Source organism: Actinoplanes sp. NPDC051405 (assembly GCF_055586185.1).
In genome coordinates, this window is record NZ_JBVJIR010000008.1 from 131,475 (window position 1) to 151,678 (window position 20,204).

The 20,204-nt window shown below is 71.3% G+C and carries 19 protein-coding genes and 1 pseudogene; 9 read left to right on the forward strand and 11 right to left on the reverse strand.

Going from position 1 to position 20,204, the window contains the following annotated elements; genetic code table 11:
* Window positions 1-27 precede the first annotated feature (27 nt).
* Together serC and ACZ6S4_RS18975 are read left to right on the forward strand one after the other, a co-directional pair.
* Complete coding sequence (gene serC, locus ACZ6S4_RS18970; RefSeq protein WP_465476200.1) at window positions 28-1,149, forward strand: phosphoserine transaminase; 1,122 nt, start codon at window positions 28-30, stop codon at window positions 1,147-1,149.
* 139 nt (window positions 1,150-1,288) lie between these two features.
* Entirely contained in the window at window positions 1,289-2,470 is a 1,182-nt protein-coding gene (locus tag ACZ6S4_RS18975) for a pyridoxal phosphate-dependent aminotransferase (protein WP_465476201.1), read from the forward strand.
* On the opposite strand, the gene ACZ6S4_RS18980 is transcribed toward ACZ6S4_RS18975, so the two are convergent.
* The gene (locus ACZ6S4_RS18980) at window positions 2,467-2,913 is read right to left on the reverse strand and encodes a GNAT family N-acetyltransferase (RefSeq protein WP_465476202.1); all 447 of its coding nucleotides are present in this window, start codon (window positions 2,911-2,913) and stop codon (window positions 2,467-2,469) included. The two genes, ACZ6S4_RS18975 and ACZ6S4_RS18980, sit on opposite strands and share 4 nt — an antisense overlap.
* A 209-nt stretch (window positions 2,914-3,122) precedes the next feature.
* Between ACZ6S4_RS18980 and sepH the strand changes: the two genes are divergently transcribed.
* Window positions 3,123-4,211 (forward strand): septation protein SepH, encoded by a 1,089-nt coding sequence (gene sepH, locus ACZ6S4_RS18985; protein WP_465476203.1) that lies wholly within the window; start codon window positions 3,123-3,125, stop codon window positions 4,209-4,211.
* Here sepH and thpR read toward each other — a convergent pair whose 3' ends face one another.
* From thpR to ACZ6S4_RS19000, 3 genes are all read right to left on the reverse strand, one after another.
* Window positions 4,212-4,694 (reverse strand): RNA 2',3'-cyclic phosphodiesterase, encoded by a 483-nt coding sequence (gene thpR, locus ACZ6S4_RS18990; RefSeq protein WP_465476204.1) that lies wholly within the window; start codon window positions 4,692-4,694, stop codon window positions 4,212-4,214.
* Between the two features lie 17 nt (window positions 4,695-4,711).
* Window positions 4,712-5,167, reverse strand: coding sequence for a hypothetical protein (locus tag ACZ6S4_RS18995; protein ID WP_465476205.1), 456 nt, complete (start codon window positions 5,165-5,167; stop codon window positions 4,712-4,714).
* A gap of 84 nt (window positions 5,168-5,251) precedes the next feature.
* Entirely contained in the window at window positions 5,252-6,697 is a 1,446-nt protein-coding gene (locus ACZ6S4_RS19000) for an MFS transporter (RefSeq protein WP_465476206.1), read from the reverse strand.
* A 22-nt stretch (window positions 6,698-6,719) separates the two neighbouring features.
* On the opposite strand from ACZ6S4_RS19000, the gene ACZ6S4_RS19005 reads away from it, so the two are divergent.
* Entirely contained in the window at window positions 6,720-7,394 is a 675-nt protein-coding gene (locus ACZ6S4_RS19005; protein ID WP_465476207.1) for a FadR/GntR family transcriptional regulator, read from the forward strand.
* Between the two features lie 112 nt (window positions 7,395-7,506).
* On the opposite strand, the gene ACZ6S4_RS19010 is transcribed toward ACZ6S4_RS19005, so the two are convergent.
* The 3 genes from ACZ6S4_RS19010 to ACZ6S4_RS19020 form a co-directional block, all read right to left on the reverse strand.
* Window positions 7,507-8,850, reverse strand: a complete 1,344-nt coding sequence (locus tag ACZ6S4_RS19010; protein WP_465476208.1) for an MFS transporter — start codon at window positions 8,848-8,850, stop codon at window positions 7,507-7,509.
* A 67-nt stretch (window positions 8,851-8,917) separates the two neighbouring features.
* A complete protein-coding gene (locus ACZ6S4_RS19015; protein ID WP_465476363.1) occupies window positions 8,918-9,361 on the reverse strand; it encodes a MarR family winged helix-turn-helix transcriptional regulator in 444 nt (147 codons plus the stop codon).
* 96 nt (window positions 9,362-9,457) lie between these two features.
* Window positions 9,458-10,936, reverse strand: coding sequence for an NCS2 family permease (locus ACZ6S4_RS19020; protein ID WP_465476209.1), 1,479 nt, complete (start codon window positions 10,934-10,936; stop codon window positions 9,458-9,460).
* Between the two features lie 223 nt (window positions 10,937-11,159).
* Here ACZ6S4_RS19020 and ACZ6S4_RS19025 point away from each other — a divergent pair, with 223 nt between their 5' ends.
* Window positions 11,160-11,372 carry a DUF2530 domain-containing protein gene (locus ACZ6S4_RS19025; protein WP_360551945.1) on the forward strand — a complete coding sequence of 71 codons (213 nt, stop codon included), beginning with the start codon at window positions 11,160-11,162 and terminating at the stop codon, window positions 11,370-11,372.
* Window positions 11,373-11,406: 34 nt separating this feature from the next.
* Here ACZ6S4_RS19025 and ACZ6S4_RS19030 read toward each other — a convergent pair whose 3' ends face one another.
* Window positions 11,407-12,228, reverse strand: a complete 822-nt coding sequence (locus ACZ6S4_RS19030; RefSeq protein WP_465476210.1) for a DUF3027 domain-containing protein — start codon at window positions 12,226-12,228, stop codon at window positions 11,407-11,409.
* Between the two features lie 102 nt (window positions 12,229-12,330).
* Here ACZ6S4_RS19030 and ACZ6S4_RS19035 point away from each other — a divergent pair.
* From ACZ6S4_RS19035 to ACZ6S4_RS19045, 3 genes and pseudogenes are all read left to right on the forward strand, one after another.
* Window positions 12,331-13,779 (forward strand): annotated as a pseudogene (locus ACZ6S4_RS19035) (MFS transporter); the annotation flags it as partial.
* 863 nt (window positions 13,780-14,642) lie between these two features.
* On the forward strand, window positions 14,643-15,296 hold the full coding sequence (locus tag ACZ6S4_RS19040; RefSeq protein ID WP_465476211.1) for a futalosine hydrolase: 654 nt from the start codon (window positions 14,643-14,645) through the stop codon (window positions 15,294-15,296).
* A gap of 107 nt (window positions 15,297-15,403) precedes the next feature.
* Complete coding sequence (locus tag ACZ6S4_RS19045; RefSeq protein ID WP_465476212.1) at window positions 15,404-16,231, forward strand: 1,4-dihydroxy-6-naphthoate synthase; 828 nt, start codon at window positions 15,404-15,406, stop codon at window positions 16,229-16,231.
* Between the two features lie 57 nt (window positions 16,232-16,288).
* On the opposite strand, the gene ACZ6S4_RS19050 is transcribed toward ACZ6S4_RS19045, so the two are convergent.
* The 3 genes from ACZ6S4_RS19050 to ACZ6S4_RS19060 are packed head-to-tail and all read right to left on the reverse strand — an operon-like array spanning window position 16,289 to window position 17,554.
* The gene (locus ACZ6S4_RS19050; RefSeq protein ID WP_360551041.1) at window positions 16,289-16,675 is read right to left on the reverse strand and encodes a cold-shock protein; all 387 of its coding nucleotides are present in this window, start codon (window positions 16,673-16,675) and stop codon (window positions 16,289-16,291) included.
* A 46-nt stretch (window positions 16,676-16,721) separates the two neighbouring features.
* Window positions 16,722-17,348 carry an HAD family hydrolase gene (locus ACZ6S4_RS19055; protein ID WP_465476213.1) on the reverse strand — a complete coding sequence of 209 codons (627 nt, stop codon included), beginning with the start codon at window positions 17,346-17,348 and terminating at the stop codon, window positions 16,722-16,724.
* Window positions 17,345-17,554 carry a hypothetical protein gene (locus ACZ6S4_RS19060; protein WP_212991315.1) on the reverse strand — a complete coding sequence of 70 codons (210 nt, stop codon included), beginning with the start codon at window positions 17,552-17,554 and terminating at the stop codon, window positions 17,345-17,347. The genes ACZ6S4_RS19055 and ACZ6S4_RS19060 overlap by 4 nt, the downstream gene beginning before the upstream one ends.
* A gap of 83 nt (window positions 17,555-17,637) precedes the next feature.
* On the opposite strand from ACZ6S4_RS19060, the gene ACZ6S4_RS19065 reads away from it, so the two are divergent.
* The gene (locus ACZ6S4_RS19065; protein ID WP_465476214.1) at window positions 17,638-20,073 is read left to right on the forward strand and encodes a helicase-associated domain-containing protein; all 2,436 of its coding nucleotides are present in this window, start codon (window positions 17,638-17,640) and stop codon (window positions 20,071-20,073) included.
* Window positions 20,074-20,204: the final 131 nt, after the last annotated feature.

The following is a 20,204-nucleotide window of genomic DNA, read 5'->3' on the forward strand; positions in this document are numbered from 1 at the left end:
GCTGACTGACCCTCTGGAAGGACCCCCGTGGCTGACCCGATCCGGATTCCCGACGACCTCAAGCCCGTCGACGGGCGGTTCGGCTCCGGGCCGAGCAAGGTCCGTCCGGAGGGCGTCGCTGCGCTGTCCCGGGTGGCCACCAGCTACATGGGCACGTCCCACCGCCAGCGCACGGTCAAGGACCAGGTGGCCCGCCTGCGGGCCGGCATCGCCGAGTTCTTCTCCGCCCCTGACGGCTACGAGGTGATCATCTCCAACGGTGGCACCAGCGCGTTCTGGGAGACGGCGGCGTTCGGGCTGATCCGTGACAAGGCCCAGTTCGCCGAGTTCGGCGAGTTCGGCGCCAAGTTCGCCAAGGCGGTCCGCGACGCGCCGTTCCTGGCCGAGCCGACCGTGCACAAGGCACCCGCCGGCAGCGCGGCCTACCTGACCGCCGAGGCCGGGGTGGACACCTACGCCAGCGTGCAGAACGAGACGTCCACCGGCGTGGCGGTGCCGGTGCAGCGGGTGGCCGGCGCCGACCCGGGCGCGCTGATCCTGACCGACGCCACCTCGGGCGGCGGCAGCATCGACGTCGACCTGACCCAGACAGACGTGTATTACCTGGCCCCGCAGAAGGCGTTCGGTTCGGACGGCGGCCTGTGGATCGCCCTGATGTCACCGGCCGCGATCACCCGCGCCCACGAGATCAAGGAGTCGGGCCGCTACATTCCGCAGTTCCTGGATCTGGTCACGGCGATCGAGCAGTCCCGGCTGGAGCAGACCTACAACACCCCGGCGCTGGCCACGGTCTTCCTGGCCGCCGAGCAGGTCGACTGGATGAACGCGCAGGGCGGCCTCGGGTGGGCGGCCAAGCGCAGCGCCGAGAGTGCGGCGGCGATCTACGGCTGGGCGGACCGCTCGGAGGTGGCCAGCCCGTTCGTCACCGACCCGGCGCTGCGGTCCCACGCGGTGGCCACGATCGACTTCGCCGACAGTGTGGACGCGGCGCAGCTCGCCAAGGTGCTCCGGGCCAACGGCATCGTGGACACGGAGCCGTACCGCAAGCTGGGCCGCAACCAGCTGCGCATCGCGCTCTACCCGACCGTGGACCCGGCCGACGTCGAGGCACTGACGCGCTGCATCGATTACGTCATCCATAAGTCCTGAACGATCCCGCGGCGTCGCCCGTACTGACGGGCGGCAATGTCGCTGGAACTCGGGAGGCACGATGGCACGGACGGGTATCGATACCTCGATCCTGCACAAGGGTGCACACAGCGCCTCTTATTTCGATCTCTCTCGTAGCATGAACGACGGCGCCGAGATCGTGGACTTCTGCATCCCGTGCAACCCGTACTTCCCCACCCCGGAGATGTTCGACGAGCTGTCCCGCGACCTGAAGAACATCCTGAAGTACTACCCGAGCGACTCGGCCAGCATCACCAACAAGCTGGCCAGCGTGCTGGGCCTGCACCCGCAGACCGTAGCGATGGCGAACGGGTCCACCGAGCTGATCACCTGGATCGACCACCTCCTGATCAAGGAGAGCGTCGCGATCCCGATCCCGACGTTCGGCCGGTGGACCGACCAGCCGCTGGAGACCGGCAAGCGGGTCGACATGTTCCCGCTGCAGGAACGCGACGGCTTCCGGCTCAACCTGGAAGACTACGTACGGTTCATCCGCGACCGCGGCTCCCGGGTCGCGGTCGTCTGCAACGTCAACAACCCGGACGGCTGCTACCTGGCCCGCCGCGACGTCATCCGCTTCATGGACGCGCTCGGCGACCTCGACCTGGTGGTCATCGACGAGTCGTTCATCGACTTCTCCGACGCCGAGCAGTACCCCTCGGTCGGGCCGGACGCGGTGATCCGGCCGAACACCGTCGTGCTGAAGAGCCTCGGCAAGAACTTCGGCCTGCACGGCATCCGCTTCGGCTACCTGATGGCCAACCCGGCGATCGCCGGCAAGATCGCCAAGATTCTGCCCAAGTGGAACCTGAACTCGCTGGCCGAGAAGGTCGTCTACATGATCGAGGACCACCAGGACGAGTACGAGGACAGCCTGCGCCTGCTCAGCCGCGACCGCCGCGCGATGGCCGTCGAGCTGGCCCGCATCCCCGGGCTGACCGTCTTCCCGTCGCAGGGCAACTTCATCCTGGTCAAGCTGCCGACCGAGTGGTCCGGCGTGGCACTGCGCGACTACCTGGTCGCCAACCACGGCGTCTACACCCGCGAGTGCGGCAACAAGCTGGGCATGACCAGCCAGTTCATGCGCCTGGTGGTGCGACCGACCCGCGACGTGGACCGGCTCATCGACGGCATGCTCGACTACGGCCGCCAGTTCCGCGGCCGGCTCATGTACGACGAGGACCCGCTGGAGCCGGCCCGCCGCTGGGCCAGCACCGTGGAGGAGGAGCCGGACAACCTGATCCAGTACCCGGCCCACCGCACCACGGAGTACGCCGGCCGCCGCGCGGCGAACGGCTAGCGCGAGCGGATCATGACGAGTTCGCCGTCGTTCAGCTCTCCGGTTTCGACGAAGCCGGCGGAGCGGTAGAGCTTGCGGGCACTCTCGTTGGACGGCACGACACTGAGGCGGATCCGGTCCACGCCGCGCTCCCGGTGGATCCACGCCACGGCAGCCTCGAGCGCCGCTCGACCCAGCCCGCGTCCCTGGAACTGATGGGCGATCATCAGGCGCACGATGCAGTGCCCCTCGGCGGGCTTGTCCTTGTCGATCGGGTGGAACAGCACGAAACCGATCGCCTCGTCGCCGGAGTACACCGCCAGGGGCTCCGCGTCGGGGTAGATGTAGGTCTCGGCGATGCCCCGTACGTTGGGCGCCACGAAGTCCGACTGCTCCGGGCGTACCTCCAGTTTGATGACGGTCTGGAAGTTCTCCGCGGTGATCGGGCGCAACTCGACGGTCATGCCGTCTTTGTAGGCCTGCCCAGCGCCGGCCGCAACGCCTTATCACCGCCGGAGATCGTTGAAGATCATCTCCGCAGGTCAATGACTTTGACGGCGTGGCATACCCCCATCGAGTGACCGGGGCGCGTACCGTGTTCCGAAACGCGCCCGGGTGGCTGACTCTCGGGAGCACAGGCCAGACAGCGGCGAGCACGGGACGGAGGCAACGCATGCGGCCGGTACGCTTCGTGGCCCTCTCCGAAGATGGTCAGGCCCTGGTGCTCGCCGACGAGGTCGGCAGGCTCCTGGCACTTCCGATCGACGACCGGATCAGCGGTGCGCTGCAGTCCGACGGCACGCCACACCCGGTCGGCACGGCCGTGGCGGTGGCGAACGCCGAGGTGATGGCGTCCCTGTCCCCCCGCGACATCCAGGCCCGGATCCGCTCCGGCGAGTCCGCCGAGGACGTCGCCCGGGTGGCCGGGGTCCCGGTCGATCGCGTCCTGCGCTACGCGGGCCCGGTGCTGCAGGAGCGGGCCATGCTGGCCCAGCACGCGCGCCGCACCCGCCTCAAGACCTCCGACTCCGGTGCCCCGCTGGCCGAGGTCGTGGACAGCCGGCTGGCCCAGCACGGCATCGACACCGAGAAGATCTCCTGGGACGCGTTCCGCCGCGAGGACGGCACCTGGCGCATCGTCGCCACGTGGCCGTCCGGCAAGGCGACCGCCCAGGCGATGTGGGATCTCGACAAGGGCCGCCAGGTGGTGGCCCCGCACGACGACATGGCGCAATACCTGTGTGCCGAGCGCCCAACCCAGATTTTGGGCCAGGAGCCGGTGCCGGAGCGCACCCCGCACGAGCGCGGCGGCCACGGCCTGCCGGGCCCGTCGCGGATCAACGAGCCGGCCCGCGGTGGCCGGGGCCTGCCCGCCGCGTCCGACGCGCCCCGGCAGACGCGTGACCCGATCCGGGCCGGTCGCGACGCCCTGCTGGCGTCGCTGGACCGTCCGCTCGGTGGCGGCCAGGGCTCGGGCCGCGGCCTGGAGCCGGCCGCGCAGGAGTCGCGCCGGCCGGTCGCCGGTGGCGCGGCGGCCCTGCTGGGTGGCGGCGCCGGTTCGGCGTTCGACGACGACGCCGACCTGCCCAAGGAGGTCCCGGCGGTGCCGAGCCTCGCGGTCCTGCGCCCCCGCCGCACGGTGGGCCAGTCCCAGGGCGGCGACTCGACCGACTCCGAGGAGACGGCGAAGCCCCGCAAACGCCTGCCGAGCTGGGACGACGTCCTGTTCGGCGGCGGCCCGGCGGCCCGCGAAAGCTCCTGATCACCAGCTCTTCAGCGTGACGTAGCCCTCGCCCGGAACACTGTGGACGAGGGCTATCTCATGCAGCGGCCACGATGGGCCCGCATAACCGTCGAGGGCCAGCCTGACCACGGGATCATCCTTGTAGGCGACCGTGAGATGCGGCGTGAACTCCCGCTCCACCAACCCGAGCCGTTCCGAGACGTCCTGGTGCAACGCCGCCAGGTCCCCCTCGACGCCGGCCCACAGCACGGTCGACCTGCCTTTACCGAAGCGCCCACCGCCGCGCAGCCGCAGCACGACACCCCGGGGCACGGTGACCCCGTCGAGCGCCCGCTCCACCTCGGGAAGCCGTTCCTCCGCAACCTCACCGAGGAACGCGAGCGTGATGTGCCAGCGCTCGATCGGTGTGAGCCGTACCGGCCGGGCGCCGCCGCCGGTCAGGCGATGGCGCAGGTCCCGGCACACGTTCCCGGGTGGATAGATCGCCACGAAGAGCCGCACCGGGCGACTCTAGACGGTCAGGCCGCGCGCAACCGGAGACCCGCGGCGTGCAGCAGTCCCTCCACGCGGACCCGTTCGATCTCGCGGTCCATCCCGTCGAGCTGGGCGAGATGCTCGGTGAGCCCGAGGGACCGGCTGGCCATGGCGAGCCGCTGGTCGTAGGCCCGCAGCACCGCGGTGAGCCAGGCGACCGAGTCGATGGTCGGCGAACTGCGCCGCTGCCTGTCGAGCCGGCGCAGCTCGGCGACGAGCTCGTCGATGCTCGGCTCAAAATCGGGCGGCCGCAGCTCCACCTCGGCGACGGAAAGCTCCCGCTCCAGACACCGCAGGGCACGGACATCCCGCCGCCCGCCCCGGCTCCAGAAACGGCGGGCGACCAGCTCATCAGCGCAAACGACGACCGCGACGGCACAAGGCAGACACAGCAGCGCGAGCAGCGCCGTCGCGAGCACAGCTATGTGCGTGATTGCCACGGTCTGACGCTAAGGCAGCCGTTGAGGAAACGGAGAGGGCCGTTCGGATGACCCGGTCTGCCATACATATCCACAGGTTTGTCCTCAGCCGATCTGCCGGTCCCGGCCGGCGAGCACCCCGGCGATCATCTGCGGCACCATGAGGACGGTCAGCAGGGCCAGCGGAATCCGCCAGCTGCCGGTGTGGTCGTAGAGCACACCGACCACGATGGGCCCGGGAACCGACAGTAGATAACCGGTGCTCTGCGCGAAAGCGGACAGCCGCGAAACCGTGGCGGCATCCCGCCCCCGCAGCGCGATCATGGTGAGGACCAGCGGGAACGAGCAGTTGGCCACGCCCAGCAGCACGACCCACAGCCAGGGGGCGGCGGCCGGATCGAACCACAGGCCGGCGTAACCGGCGATGCCGAAGAGCCCGATGAGGACCGCGACCCCGCTCTGCCGGGGCAGGCGGCCCGCGAGGGCGGAAAGAACAAAAGACAGCGGTACGCCGAGCAGGGCGGTGACGGCGAAAAGCAAACCAGCGGTACGCGCGGAGAGCCCGGCATCCCGGAAGATCTGCGGCAACCAACCCATGATCACGTACGCGACGGTCGACTGCAGCCCGAAGTAGACGGCCAACGCCCACGCGATCGGCTGCCGTCGCAGTTGCAGGGTCCTCGCGCCACCACCTCTCACCGGCGTGACCGACCCCGCCGCGGCTGGATCCGGCACGGCCTGACCTGGCCTGGCCTGATCCGGCGCGTTCGGGTCGGACCTGAGGTGGTCCGGTGCGGCCCCGCTCGACGCGATCTCGCCCGCCGTTGACAGGGCGGCCGTCGGCAGGCCCGGCTCGTGCCGGCTCGGCGCAGTCCCGCCCGGCGTCGCCGAGCTCGGCGCGGGCCGGCTCGGCGCGGTCCCGCCCGGCGTCGCCGAGCTCGGCGCGGGCCGGCTCGGGGTGCGGTCGCGGGCGAGCAGGATCCAGGCCGGCAGGGCCGCTGCCGCGATCACCGCCCACACTCCCAGCCCGAGGCGCCAGTCGCCGCCGAAGACCCCGGCGGTCAGCGGAACCGTGACCGCCGCCGCGGTGGAGGCGCCCAGGTTGAGGGCGACCGAGTACAGCCCGGTCATCGCACCCACCCGGTCCGGGAAGCGCTGCTTGACCACCACCGGAAGCAGAACGTTGGCCAGCGCGATGCCGGCCAGCGCCAACGCGGTCAGCGCGAGGAACGAGCCAGTCCCCCCAGCAAAGGGCCGCACCGCCAGGCCGAGCGCCAGCGCGGTAGTACCGAGCGCGATCACCCCGCCGGTCCCCCACCGCCGGGCCAGCAGCGGCGCAGTCGAACCGACCAGCGCAAAACAGACAGCCGGCACCGACGTGAGCAGGCCGGCCACAGCCGCACTCATGCCGAGACTGGCCCGCACTTCCTCCAGCACCGGCCCGAGGCTGGTGACGGCCGGCCGCAGGTTGACGGCCACCAGCACCAGTCCGACGACCGCGAGCGGACGGATCTTCACGCCGGCACGCGGCTCGGTACTGGTGCTCGTCATGGACCCATCATAGAATCATGGGATGAATCTCGGTCCAGTGTCGCGGGGCACATCTCTCTCCGACCAGGTGATCGCGCGGCTGCGGATGCAGATCACCTCGGGCGCCTGGCCGGTCGGCTCCCGCATCCCGACCGAACCGGAGCTGGTGGCTCAGCTGGGCGTCGCGCGCAACACCGTTCGCGAGGCTGTCCGCGCGCTCGCCCACAACGGCCTGCTCGCCATCCGGCAGGGGTCGGGCACCTGGGTGATCGCCACCAGCGAACTGGCCGGAGTCATGCAGCGCCGCTTCGCGGCCGCGAACCCGGCGGACGTGACCGAGCTCCGCGGCACGCTGGAGGCCGCGGCGGCCGGCTTCGCGGCACGCCGCCGCACCGACGAGGACCTGCTCCGGCTCGACGACCTGCTGGCCCAGCGCGAACAGGCCTGGGCGTCCGGCGACCGCGACGCCTTCGTCGACGCCGACACGGCATTCCACCAGGCGGTGGTCGCGGCCTCGCACAACGAGGTCCTGATGGAGCTGTACGCCGACCTGGGCCAGGTGATCCGCGACTCGCTCCGGGACCACTTCGGCGCCCGGCTGAGCCCGGAGGAGTACATGGACCACACCTGCCTCCTGGCCGCAATCCGCGCCGAGGACCCCGCGCTGGCCACCGCCGAAGCGGCCGCCCACACCGGAAGCTGCGAAGCCGCCCGCTGACCCTCAGACGGCAACCGCGGTCGCCAGCCCGTCCTGAAGCCGCCGCGGCGGCCTCAGGCGGCGACCGCGCGGGCCGGCTCAACCACCGCCGACCGGGAAGCCGCCGGGGGCCTCAAGCCGCGACCGTGCGGGCCGGCTCGACCGGCGCCTGCGCCGGTTCGTCGATTTCCTCGTTCTCGTCCGGCGTCGTCCGGACCAGCGTCAGCCCCGGCCGGGAGCCACCGTGCAGCGAGAGCCGGTCGCCACTGGTGCGGAGCTGCCAGACCAACGCCACAACCGCCGCGACCAGGCAGAACACGCCAGCCGCCCAGATGCTCGACGGAACGCCGAAGTGCTCACCCCACCACCCCGCCAGCGAAGCGCCGATCGGGGTCGTGCCCAGGAAGACCAGCACGTACAGGGCCATCACCCGGCCTCGGTAAGCCGAGTGCAGACCCATCTGGACCCGGTGGTTCGCCGCCTGGGCCAGGTAGATCGAGAAGAACCCGGTCGGCACCAGCAGGATCATCGCCACGATGAAGTTGGGGGCGAAGCCGACCGCCACCTCGAAGACCGCGAAGGCCAGCGCCGCGCCCAGGACGACGTACACCCCGGGCCTGCTGCGGCGGCCGCTGCCCGCCAGCGCGCCGCCGAGCGCGCCCACCGCCAGGGCCGTGGTCAGCAGGCCGAAGGATGACGGGCCGGCGTGGAAGTTGATTTTGGCCAGGGCGGCCAGGGTGACCGGGAAGTTGAAGCCGATCATGCCGACCGCGGCCATCAGGGCGATCGGGAGCAGCAGGTCGTGCCGCTTCCACACGTAGCGCAGGCCGTCGGCGATGCGGGTGTCGTCCGCGGACGGGCGGGTCATGGAGCGGTGCAGGTCCTGCGGGCGCATGGCCAGGTAGCTGAAGATCGGCGCGACGGCGAGGGCGGTGGCGATCAGGAAGACCGGGCCGGTGTCCAGCAGGGCCAGGGCCACGCCGGCCAGCGCGGGGCCGCCGATGCGGGCGGTGTTGAACGTCGCGGCCGACAGGGCGAGGGCGTTCGGCAGCAGCGGCAGCTCGACGAGTTCCGAGACGAAGGACTGGCGCACCGGCGTTTCGATCGCGTTCGCGACGCCGAGCAGGGAGGCGAACAGGAACACGTGCCAGAGCACCACGACACCGCTGGCCACCAGGATCGCGAAGAGGATCGCGGTGACCGCGAAAGCCGCATTTGCGCTGATCAGGAGCTTGCGCTTGTCGAAGCGGTCGGCCAGCTTGCCGGCCCAGAGAGTCAACAGCAGAACGGGCAGGAACTGCAGAGCGGTCACTATGCCGAGGGCGCCGGGCGAGTTGTTGGACAGGGTGAGCACCAGCCAGTCCTGCGCGGTGAACATCATCCACACGCCGACGAGCTTGACCAGCTGCCCGATCGAGAACAGCCGGTAGTTTCGGACCTGCAGGGACCGGAATGTCGTGCTCAGCACTGCCCGCACTCGGGTTGCGCCTCCTCATCAGCCGTACGCGTCATCGCGGTGTGACGGAGGCTGCGGGTGCGCTCGCTCAGTTGCGGGCGACCTGCCGCAGGATCTGCGCGGCCCGCTCGAGCGTGTCGCGTTCGTCCTCGGTGAGCTCGGCCAGCTGCAGCGCCAGCCATTCGTTGCGCGCCTTCTCGAACTGGGCGTAGACCGCTCGGCCCTCCTCGGTCGCCGCCAGGATCACCTGGCGGCGGTCGGTCGGGTGTGGCGTCCGCGCGACCAGTCCGCGCTCCTCCAGCTTGCCGACGATCTTGGTCATCGTCGGTGGCTGCACCCGCTCGACGTCGGCCAGCTCCCGTGGGGTCAGCGCGCCGGCCAACTGCAGGCTGGTCAGCGCCGAGAGCTGGCTGAACGTGAGGTCGCCGACCGCGCGGGCCTGCCGCAACCGCCGGTTGAGCCGCATGATCGCTTCGCGCAGCGAAATGGCCAGTTGCTCGGCTGTACCCCGCTCCGCCACCGACCGCTCCATCACGTTTCTTAGCTTAGCTAATGAGCTTGGCTAACGACATGCCAACGGCTATGACCGTGGTCACCGGGCACGCTAGCGCACCCGGTGACCACCAGCTCAGAGCAGCACCGATTCGAGCGGACCGCGCAGGAAGTACAGAACGAAGAGCACCGCGACGCCGTACAGCAGGGGGTGGACCTCCCGGGCCTTGCCGACCGCCACCTTGATCACGACGTAGGAGATGATCCCGGCGCCGATGCCGTTGGAGATCGAGTACGTGAACGGCATCAGCGTGATCGCCAGGAACGCCGGGATGGCGATCTCGTAGTCCGTCCAGTCGATCTGCCGGACCGCCATCATCATCAGGAAGCCGACCACCACCAGCGCCGTCGACGCCGCCTCGAACGGCACCACCGTGACCAGCGGGGCCAGGAACATGGCCAGCAGGAACAGCACGCCGGTGACCAGGTTGGCCACGCCCGTACGGGCACCCTCGGCGACACCGGACGCGCTCTCGATGAACGAGGTGTTGCTCGACACACTGGCCGCGCCACCGGCCGCCGCGGCGACCGAGTCGACGAGCAGGATCTCCCTCGTACGCGGGGGCATGCCCTCCTCGTCCAGCAGGCCACCCTCCTGCCCGACCGCGACCATCGTGCCCATGGTGTCGAAGAAGTCGGTGATCAGCAGAGTGAAGATGAACATCAGCACGACCAGCCAGCCGGCCCGGCCCCACGAGTCGAAGACGTTGAACTGGCCCAGCAACGACAGATCAGGCGTGTCCACGATCTTGTCCGGCAGCGCGGGCACGTTCAGCGACCAGCCGCTCGGGTTGGGCTTGCCGTCGACGAACGACGGGCCGACCTTGGCGATCGCCTCCACGATGATCGCCAGCACCGTGGTGACCAGGATGCCGATCAGGATCGCGCCCTTGACCTTGCGGACGAAGAGCACGAGCGTGATCAGCAGGCCGATGCAGAAGACGAACAGCGGCCAGGTCGCCAGCTTGCCGCCGAGGCCGAGCTCGACCGGGACGGTGGTGCCGGCGGCGTCCGGGATGCGCCGCACGAAGCCCGCGTCGACCAGGCCGATGATCATGAGGAACAGACCGATGCCGACGCCGATGGCCGTCTTCAGCTGAGTGGGCACGGCCCGGAAGACCGCGGTACGCAGCCCGGTCAGCACCAGGACGGCGATGATCACACCCTCGATGAAGACCAGGCCCATCGCATCGGCCCAGGTCATCTCGGGCGCGATCTCGTACGCCACCAGGGCGTTCACGCCGAGGCCGGCCGCCAGGGCCAGCGGGAAACGCGCCACGACGCCCATCAGGATCGTCATCACGCCGGCCACCAGTGCCGTACCGGCCGCCAGGGCCGCGACGGGCAGCTTGCCGCCGACCGCGTCCACGCCCGCCGCCAGGATCAGCGGGTTGAGCACCACGATGTAGGCCATCGTGAAGAAGGTGGCGAAACCACCGCGAACCTCCCGGCCGACGGTCGAGCCGCGGGCCGAGATCTCAAAAAACCGATCAAAACCGTTCTTCGGGGTACGCCCGGACGAACCAGCGTCCGTCTCGGCAGCAGCAGTGGACATTCGCGCCTCTCCACAGGACCTACAGGGGTCGATGGGCGCATCAAATCAGAACGCTGACCTCGGCAAAAGTCAGGAACTGTTACAACTGTCACGAGGGCCCACGAAGGATCTCCGCGGCCGTAGTCTGATGGTCGTGGCCGACCTGTCCCCCGCACACGAACACCCGCACGGCCTCGACGCGGTGACGGGCACCAAGCCGCGCCCCGAGCCGCTGGATCCGCCGATGGTCCCGTTCGCCCTGGCCGGCATCGCCGCCTTCACCGTGGCGGGAGTGATCCTGCTGCTGGCCGGCGCGCCGGAGAGCTGGCTGTGGACGTGCCTGGCCGGCGTGCTGTGCGGCATCCCAGGCCTGCTGACCATGCTGCGCCACGACGCCAACCGCAAGCGCCGGCGGGCGCTGTCACACCCTGAGTTCAAGGTGACCGAAACGGCTTAGGTTGGTCCGGCCGTCACGGCCGGACAGGACCGGCCTAGCTGTGGCCGTAGGGCTCTGCCGGCTCGCCGGCCTCGACCGAGCCGGGTGCGCGGCTGACCGCGACCGCCTCGACCTCGCTGTCGTCGTAGACGGTCGGCAGCTCCTCGACCGGCTGCTCCGTCGCGCCGAGCAGCGCCTCGGAGTGGGCGCCACAGCCATGGTCAGCACTGACCGCCTTGGCGTCGTCGGGCGCGTACAGGTTGCCGCACACGCCGAACATGCGCCGCAGGGAACCGGCCAGCGGCAGGTAGAAGCCGCAGGTGCCGCAGCGGGCGTTGCGCGGGGCGGCGGTGGAGATGGGTGCCTCGGGGCCGGCGTCGCCGTCGTACCAGCGCTGAGCGGTCTCGATCCGGCCCTCGCGGGACATCACGCGGGAGCGGCCCAGGCCGAGCTCCCAGGACACCTCCTCGACAGCCGGGTCGTCGCTGAGCACGTACCCGGGGGCGAGCCGGTCGTCGTCCGGCGAGGTCGGCATGAGGTCGCCGACGCCCAGGTCGCCGGCCTGCACCCGCTCGTTCCACGGCACCCAGGCCGGGGCGAGCATCGCCTCGGGGCCGGGCAGCAGCACGGTCTCGCAGACGGTGACGTGCCGCGAGCGCGGCACCCGGGTCACGGTGACGGCCCAGCGCCAGCCCTTGTAACCGGCCAGGTGGCTCTCGAAGAAGTGGGTCACGACCCGGTCGCCCTCGGCCACCGCCTCGAGATGGTCACCGATGTCACTCGGCTCCACTTCGGTGATGGCACCCCGCGCAACCCCGACAGCATCGGCACAGACCTGGTCGAGTCGGGCAGCACGCACTGAGGTCCTGGTCGTCACGTCTCCATTGTCCCCTACTCGTGGACGGCCGGCGCAGCGACTCCCCCAGATCTCCGCGTCCGGGAGGGGACGGAAGTCGCCTCGATGCGACAGGATGGGGCGATGCCGCTGCTTCCCACCATCGGACGCACCGTCGGCACCGGCGTCAAGGCCCTGCGGATGCTGGTGCGGGGATCCCTGCGCGGCAGCGCCTGGGCCACCCGCCGGGTCGGCGACGCCCGGGCCCGCGGCGCGGCCAACGAGGTCGGCATGGTCCGGCTCTTCGACCTGCACGCCGTCTCCTGCGCGGGCGACACGCTCATCGCGATCGGCCTGGCCGGCACGATCTTCTTCAACGTGCCGCTGGGCGAGGCCCGCAGCAAGGTCGCGCTCTATCTGCTGATCACGATGGTGCCGTTCGCCCTGCTGGCCCCGGTGGTGGGCCCGCTGCTGGACCACTTCCGGCACGGCCGCCGGTACGCCCTGGCGGTGACGATGCTGGGCCGGGCGTTCCTGGCCTACGTGATCTCGGACAACCTGCTGGGCTGGGGCCTGTACCCGGCGGCGTTCGGCGTGCTGGCGCTGTCCCGCGCGTACGGGGTGGCCCGCTCCGCCGCCGTGCCCCGGCTCCTGCCCAAGGACATCGGTCTGTCTCAGGTGGGCGCCCGCGCGAGTGTCTACGGCACCTTCGCCGGGGCTGTGGTCGCACCGATCGGGCTGGCCGCGTTCTGGTTCGGTCCGCAGTGGCCGCTGCGGGTCGCGTTCCTGATCTTCCTGGTCGGCGTGGTGATCTCCCTGCGCCTGCCGCCCCGCGCCGACTCCGACCCGCCGGAGGCGGTGCCCCGGCCGTTCCGCACGATGCTGCGGCTGCGCCGCGGCGAGGACCGCCCGCTGTCGGGCAAGCTGGTGGTCGCCACCCTGATCGGCAGCGCAAGCTTCAGATGCCTGTACGGCTTCCTGCTGCTCTACTTCGCCTTCGCGGTCAAAGCAGGCTCCCTGGGCACCACGTTCTTCGGCCGCGACATCGGCAGCCAAGGCGCGGTAGCCCTGGTCGGCGGCTCACTGGCGGTCGGCACGTTCCTGGCGACAGCGGTCGGCACCCGGCTGCGCATCCGCCGGCCAACGGCCCTGCAGTCGAGTGGACTGACCATCACGGCCGGGGTGGCCGTGCTCACAGCGATCTTCTTCACACTCCCGATGGTGGCGCTGCTGTCCCTGGTGGCCTCGATCTTCAGCGGCATCTCGAAACTGACGGTCGACGCCAGCATCCAGGAACGCGTCCCGGAACGGCTGCGGGCGAGCGCGTTCGCCCACTCGGAGACCGTGCTGATGATCGCCTGGGTGGTGGGCGGCGCGGTCGGCATCATCCCGCTGAACGGCAGGCTGGGCGTGTCGGTCATGGCGGCCTTCGCGGTGGCGGCAGCGGTACGCGGGACGATCGTGGCCGGGCGCCTGCACAAGGAGCGGCTGCACGGACGGCCGGATGTGGCGATGGAGGAGCCGGAGGTTGGGGGCGGTTCGGCGGCTGAGGTGATTCCGACGTCGCCGGCTCCGGCTGGGGCTTCAACAGGCCGGACGGCGGGAGGCTCGGGGGCGCGGGGCCGACCGGCTTCTGGCCAGGGTTCCACTGCTCCGGCAGCCCCGGGTTCGGCCGCGTCGACGGCCTCGGGTTCCGCCGCGTCGGCGACCTCGGGTTCGGCCGCGTCGGCGACCTCGGGTTCGGCCGCGTCGGCGACCTCGGGTTCCGCCGCGTCGACGACCCCGGGTTCCGCCGCGTCGACGACCCCGGGTTCCGCCGCGTCGACGACCCCGGGTTCCGCCGCGTCGACGACCCCGGGTTCCGCCGCGTCGGCGACGCCCGCGGAATCGTCGGCTGAGGCGGCATCCGGCCGATCCACGTCCCAGCGAACGGCGGGTGGCCAGTCCGGCGACGGAAAGGCGGAAGCAGGCCCGGCCAAGCGTCGCCTCTTCTCGCGATCCAGGTCTGGGAAGGCGTCAACGGTCGCGCCCTCCTCGCCCTCTTCGCCGTCCGGGGCGGGGGCGGGGACGGACGCAGGCCCGGCTGTGCCGAGCCGACCGGGTTCTGCGGACAAGACCGGATCCGCTCTCGGAGCCGGGTCCCGCCGCGGCAAGCGGGTCGGCGAGGAAGGCGGCCCGGACGAGCCCAAGGACGACCTGGCACCGCCCGGCTTCCACATCTACCGGCCCTCATCGGCCACGAACGGCAACGGCTCCCGCGACGAGCCCAACCCGTGACGCCAGACCAACCGGCCCCGCCAAGCCGGCCCGCCCAGCCCGGCCAGCGAGGCCGACCCGCCCAACCCAGCCAGCCAAGCCAACCCGCCCAGCCCGGCCAGATAGCCCAGCCCGCCGAGCTGAGCCAGCCCGCCGAGCCAAGCCAGCCTGGCCAGCCCGCGTTGCCAAGCCAGCCCGCGTTGCCGGGTCGCTTACTCATCGTCAGCGCAGTGGAAGCGGAGGCCGTAGCGGTCCAAGCCGGCGTCCAGGCATCCGGCACCGACCCCGACACGGTCGTCGTCGCCCCCGTCGGCGTCGGTCCGGCCGCCGCTGCCGCCGGCACAGCCCGCCTGCTCACCCTGGCCGAGGCCGCCGGCAACCCGTACCGTGCCGTCATCAGCGCCGGCATCGCCGGTGGCTTCCCCGGCCGCGCCGCCGTGGGAGCGACTGTCCTCGGTGCCCGGACGATCGCCGCCGATCTGGGTGCGGAATCTCCGGACGGCTTCCTCCCGGTTGATCAGCTCGGCTTCGGCAGCAACCTCCTCGAAGCCGACCCGGCCCTGCTCAAGGCCCTGACCGCCGCCCTGCCGACCGCCATCGTCGGCGACATCCTCACCCTCGCCACCGTGACCGGCACCAACCAGACCGCCGCCACCTTGCAGGCCCGCCACCCGCTGGCTGTGGCCGAGGCCATGGAGGGTTACGGCGTCGCCTGCGCCGCGCAGCTCGCCGGTGTCCCGTTCATCGAGCTACGCACCATCTCCAATCCCATCGGCCCGCGAGATCGGGCTGCCTGGCGCCTCCGGGAAGCAATCTCCGCGCTCACCGAGGCCGCCGCCGCAGCCTGTGGATAACTCTGTGGATAACGGCCGGGGCACGGTGGTGTGGGCGAAACTACGTGTGGCAATGCAGACACCGTTCGTTGCGGGTGTCGGGGGTCCGGCGTCGTTACCGTGAGGGCGTGGCGCTTTCTCTGGCGGTTTCGCCCTGTCCCAACGACACGTTCGTCTTCCATGCGCTCGTGCACGGTCTGATCCCCGGCGCCGAGCCGGTGGAGTTGACCTTCGCCGACGTGGACGTCACGAACACCGCAGCCGAGCGCGGCGCGTTCGACCTGGTCAAGGTCAGTTTCGCGGCGCTGCCGTGGCTGCTCGACGACTACGACCTGCTGCCCTGCGGCGGTGCGCTGGGCCGGGGTTGTGGCCCGCTGGTGCTGACCCGCGGCGACGGCCGGTTCGCCGACGGCGACCTGTCCGGCGCGACGGTCGCTGTGCCCGGTGACCGCACCACGGCGTACCTGTTGTTCCGCCTCTGGTCGGAGAAGCACCCACCCGCGCGCATCGAGGTCGTCCCGTTCCACCAGATCATGCCCGGGGTCGCCGAGGGCCGGTTCGACGCCGGCCTGGTGATCCACGAGGCGCGTTTCACCTACCCGCGGCACGGGCTGACCGCGCTGGTCGACCTCGGCGAGTGGTGGGAGGGCGACACCGGCCTGCCGATTCCGCTGGGGGCGATCCTGGCCCGCAAGGGTGCCGTGGATCCGGCCGAGGCGGCGGAGTGGATTCGCAAGTCGGTCAGCATGGCCTGGGCCAATCCCGATGCGAGCCGTGAGTTCGTGCTGAGCAATGCGCAGGAGATGGAGCCGGAGGTCGTGCGGCAGCACATCGGGCTTTACGTCAACGAGTTCACGCTCGACCTGGGGCAGGAGGGGTTCGCCGCGGCTGACGCGCTGCTCGGACGGGCGGCGGCGGCGGGCATCACCCCGGCGGTCAAGCCGCTGGCCGGATAGGCACAAGCAAAAGCCGGACCGAGCAAAAGCCCGGCCCGGCAAACGCTCGCCAAAACTCTAGATCTCCAGCTCCCGAGCCACCGCATGCACAAGCTGCGCGACCTTCTCAGCCGTCCGCTTGTCCGGGTACTTCCCCCGCCGCAGATCAGGCTGGATCTTCGCCTCGATCACCTTGATCATGTCTTCGACCATGCCGTGCAGCTCGTCGGCGGGCCGGCGGCGCAGCTGGGCCATCGACGGTGGCGCGTCCAGCACCTTGACGCCCATCGCCTGCGCGCCCTTGCGGCTGTCCACCACCCCGAATTCCAGCCGCTGACCCGCTTTCAGGTCCGCGGTCCCGGTGGGCAGGGCGCCCTTGGGCAGGAACACGTCCCCGCCCTCGTCACTGGTGACGAACCCGAAACCCTTCGCCGCGTCGTACCACTTCACTCGACCCGTGGGCACCGCTGACCTCGACTTCACTCATTGGACTCGATTGCTCACGGCAAGGTTATCCAGCGCCTGTGCCGGGCCCAACCGTTATCTTTCGCAGCAGCGCCGGGAAGGTGGTCAAGTCGGACAGCACGTGTGCCGCGCCGGCCTTCTTGAGCTCGTCCGCGCTGCATGGGCCGGTGGCCACTCCGATGCCCGGGATTCCGGCTGTCCGGGCCGCCACCATGTCTCCGACGTGGTCACCCACGTACCACTTGACGCCGTGGGCGATCAGAGCCGCCGCTTTGCCCTCGGCGAACAGGTCGCCGGCCAGTTCGTCGGCTTCCAGGTCCAGGTGCGCCAGGTGCAGGGCGGCGAGCCGGCCGAGCTTGGACGTGACAACCACCACACGAAAACCTTGATCGCGTACGGCGGCCAGCGCGTCGACGGCTCCCGGGGTCGGGACCGTCGGCGTGATCGCGTAGTCCGGGTACAGGGCCCGGTACGTGGTGACCGCTTCCTCGACCTCCGCGGGCGGGAACCACTGACTCATCTCGGTGCGCAGCGGCGGGCCCAGCCGGCTGACGGCCAGGTCGGCGTCGACCCACACGCCGGTCTTGGCCGTCAGGGCCCGGTAGGCCTCGCGGATCCCCGGCCGGGAGTCGATCAGGGTCATGTCCAGGTCGAACCCGACCGCCGGGGTCACGGCGTGGTGGTGGGGGTGTACGTCAGCTGGTCCACCGGCAGCGGGAACTCCTGGTCGTCACCGAACGGCGACGGCGCGGCCGGACGGTCGGCGATCAGCTCGGAGACGGGCAGGTGCCCCTCCTTGATGCTGGACTCCCGGCCCGGCTTCTGGGTGGCGTGACCCTCCGCGACCGACGTGCCCGGCATCTTGTTGTCTGCCCCCACAGTTACTCCCCTTGGTATCTCACCGGGTCCGGCCAAGCCCCGGACCCTTCACCATGCTCCCATGGCGGCTAGCGTTGAGAACGATGGCCACCGCATTCGCCGACCAGCTCCGGTCGCTCACCGATGACGCCCTGGGCGCGCTGATCCAGCTGCGCCCGGATCTCGTCGTGCCCGTGCCGTCCGACGTCTCCGCGCTGGCCGTCCGCGCCCAGTCCCGGGGTTCGGTGGCCCGCTGCCTCGACGCGCTGGACGAGTTCACCCTCGCCGTGCTCGACGCCGCGCGGCTCAGCCGGGCCGAGGAGACCGCGCTGACCTCGGTGGCGGCCATCGTCGAGCTGGCCGCGGCCACGGTCGCCCCGGAGGACGTACGGGTGGCGATCGACCGGCTCCGCGCCCGGTTCCTGCTGCACGGCCCCGAGGACGCGCTGCAGATCGTCGGTGCGGTCGATGAGGTCACTTTGCCGTACCCCGCTGGTCTGGGCCGTCCCGCCGACTATCTGGACCCGCAGGCGGCGGTCCTGTGCGCGGACCGCGCGAAGCTGCGCCGGGCCGTGCTGGCCGCGCCGCCGGGCGCTCGGGCGGTGCTCGACCGGCTCGCGGCCGGGCCGCCGGTCGGCGCGCTGAGCTCGGGCGGCTCGGTCGCCGAGCCGGTGCAGTGGCTGATCGACCAGCACATCCTCGTGCCGGTCTCGGAGGCCGGCCGGGCGCCGCGGGCCGACGGTGAGCTGGTCGAGCTACCCCGCGAGGTGGGTCTGCTGCTGCGTCGTGACTCGGGGCCGCTGGGCCCGCTGCGGCCGCTGCCGCCGACGCCCGAGGGTCCGGTACGCGAGCCCAAGGCGGTCGATTCCGCCGGGGCCGGGCAGGCCATGGAGGCGGTCCGGCACGTCGAGACCCTGCTGGAGTCGCTGTCGGCCGAGCCCGCCGCCGTGCTCAAGACCGGCGGGCTGGGCGTCCGCGACCTGAAGCGGCTGGCCCGTTCCGCGAATCTGGACGAGCCCTCGGCCGCGATGCTGATCGAGGTGGCGTACGCGGCGGGTCTGCTCGGCGAGGCGGACGCGGCCGGCACCGGCCGGGGCGTCAGCGCCAGCCGGGCGTCCGGGCTGGTCGACGAGATCTTCCTGCCCACCGGCGGTTACGACCTGTGGCGGGCGTTGAGCATCGCGCAGCGCTGGGAGGCGCTCGCGAACTCGTGGCTGGCGATGACCCGGCAGCCCGGTCTCATCGGGCAGCGTGACGACCGGGACCGGCCGATCAACCCGCTGGCCCCGGACGCCGAGCGGGCGGGCGCACCGCAGGCCCGCCGGGAGGCGCTGGCCGCGCTGGCCACGCTCGCCCCCGGCACCGCACCCAAGGCCGATGAGGTGCTCGAGCTGCTGGCCTGGCAGGCTCCGCGCCGCGCCCGCGGCCGCGAAGTGGCCCACCGCGACGCCCTGACCGGGGCGGCCGCGCTCGGCGTGACCGGGCTGGGCGCGCTCACCTCGTACGGGCGGCTGTTGCAGGAGGATGCGCCGACCGCCGACACCGATCCGCTGGGTGCCGGTCCGGGTGGCGGTCGGGTGCCGGGCGCTTCCGACACCGTCCGCACGCTCGACGCTCTGCTGCCCGCGCCCGTCGATCACGTGCTGGTCCAGGCCGACCTGTCGGTCGTGGTGCCCGGGCCGCCCGAGCCGGAGCTGGCCGCCGAGCTCGACGTCGTCGCCGAGCCTGAGTCCGCCGGCGGCGCGAGCGTATACCGGGTCACCACGGCGAGTGTGCGCCGCGCCCTGGACGTCGGTTACAGCGCCGGTGACCTGCACGCGCTTTTCCAGCGCCGGTCGCGGACCCCGGTGCCGCAGGCGATGACCTATCTGATCGACGACTCCGCCCGCAAGCACGGTGGCCTGCGCGCGGGATCGGCCGGTTCCTATCTCCGCAGCGACGACGAGGCGCTGATCGCCGAGGTGCTGGCGGACAAGCGGCTGGGCACGCTGGCGCTGCGCCGGCTGGCTCCCACGGTGCTGTGCAGCCCGGTGCAGATCGCCCGGCTGCTGGGCGCGTTGCGGGACGCCGGTTTCGCCCCGGTCGCCGAGGACGCCGCCGGGTCCGCCGTGCTGGCCCGGCCGAAGGTGCGCCGCGCGGTGACCCGTACCCCGGTCTCGTCGCGGCTCGGTGAGCAGACCGGGCCACCCATCCTGGCCGGCCCGCGGCTGGCCGGGGTGGTCGAGCAGATCCGGCGCGGAGACGTCGCGACCCGCGCGGCCCGCCGCGCGCCGGTCACCGTGCGGGCCGCGAACGGCCAGCAGGTGCCCGGGCTGACCTCGGTGCAGGCGCATACGCAGGCGATGGCGGTGCTGCAGCAAGCGGTACGCGACAAAGCCCGCGTCTGGGTCGGTTACGTGGACTCGCACGGCGCGACACTGTCGCGGCTGGTGCGGCCAGTGTCCCTGAGCGCCGGCTATCTGCGCGCCGAGGACGAACGGACGGAGACGTTGCACACCTTCGCACTGCACCGGATCACGGCCGCGGTCGTGGAGGACTGACGGCCGGGACCGCGCGCCCCCGTTGCCCTGCTCGCGCGCGACCCGCCCGCCGTCCGATGGTGCTTCTTGCTTAAACGCCCGGCCTGACCGAAGCGTTGCACATGGGATCAACCTTCTTCGCTGGGCTGAGC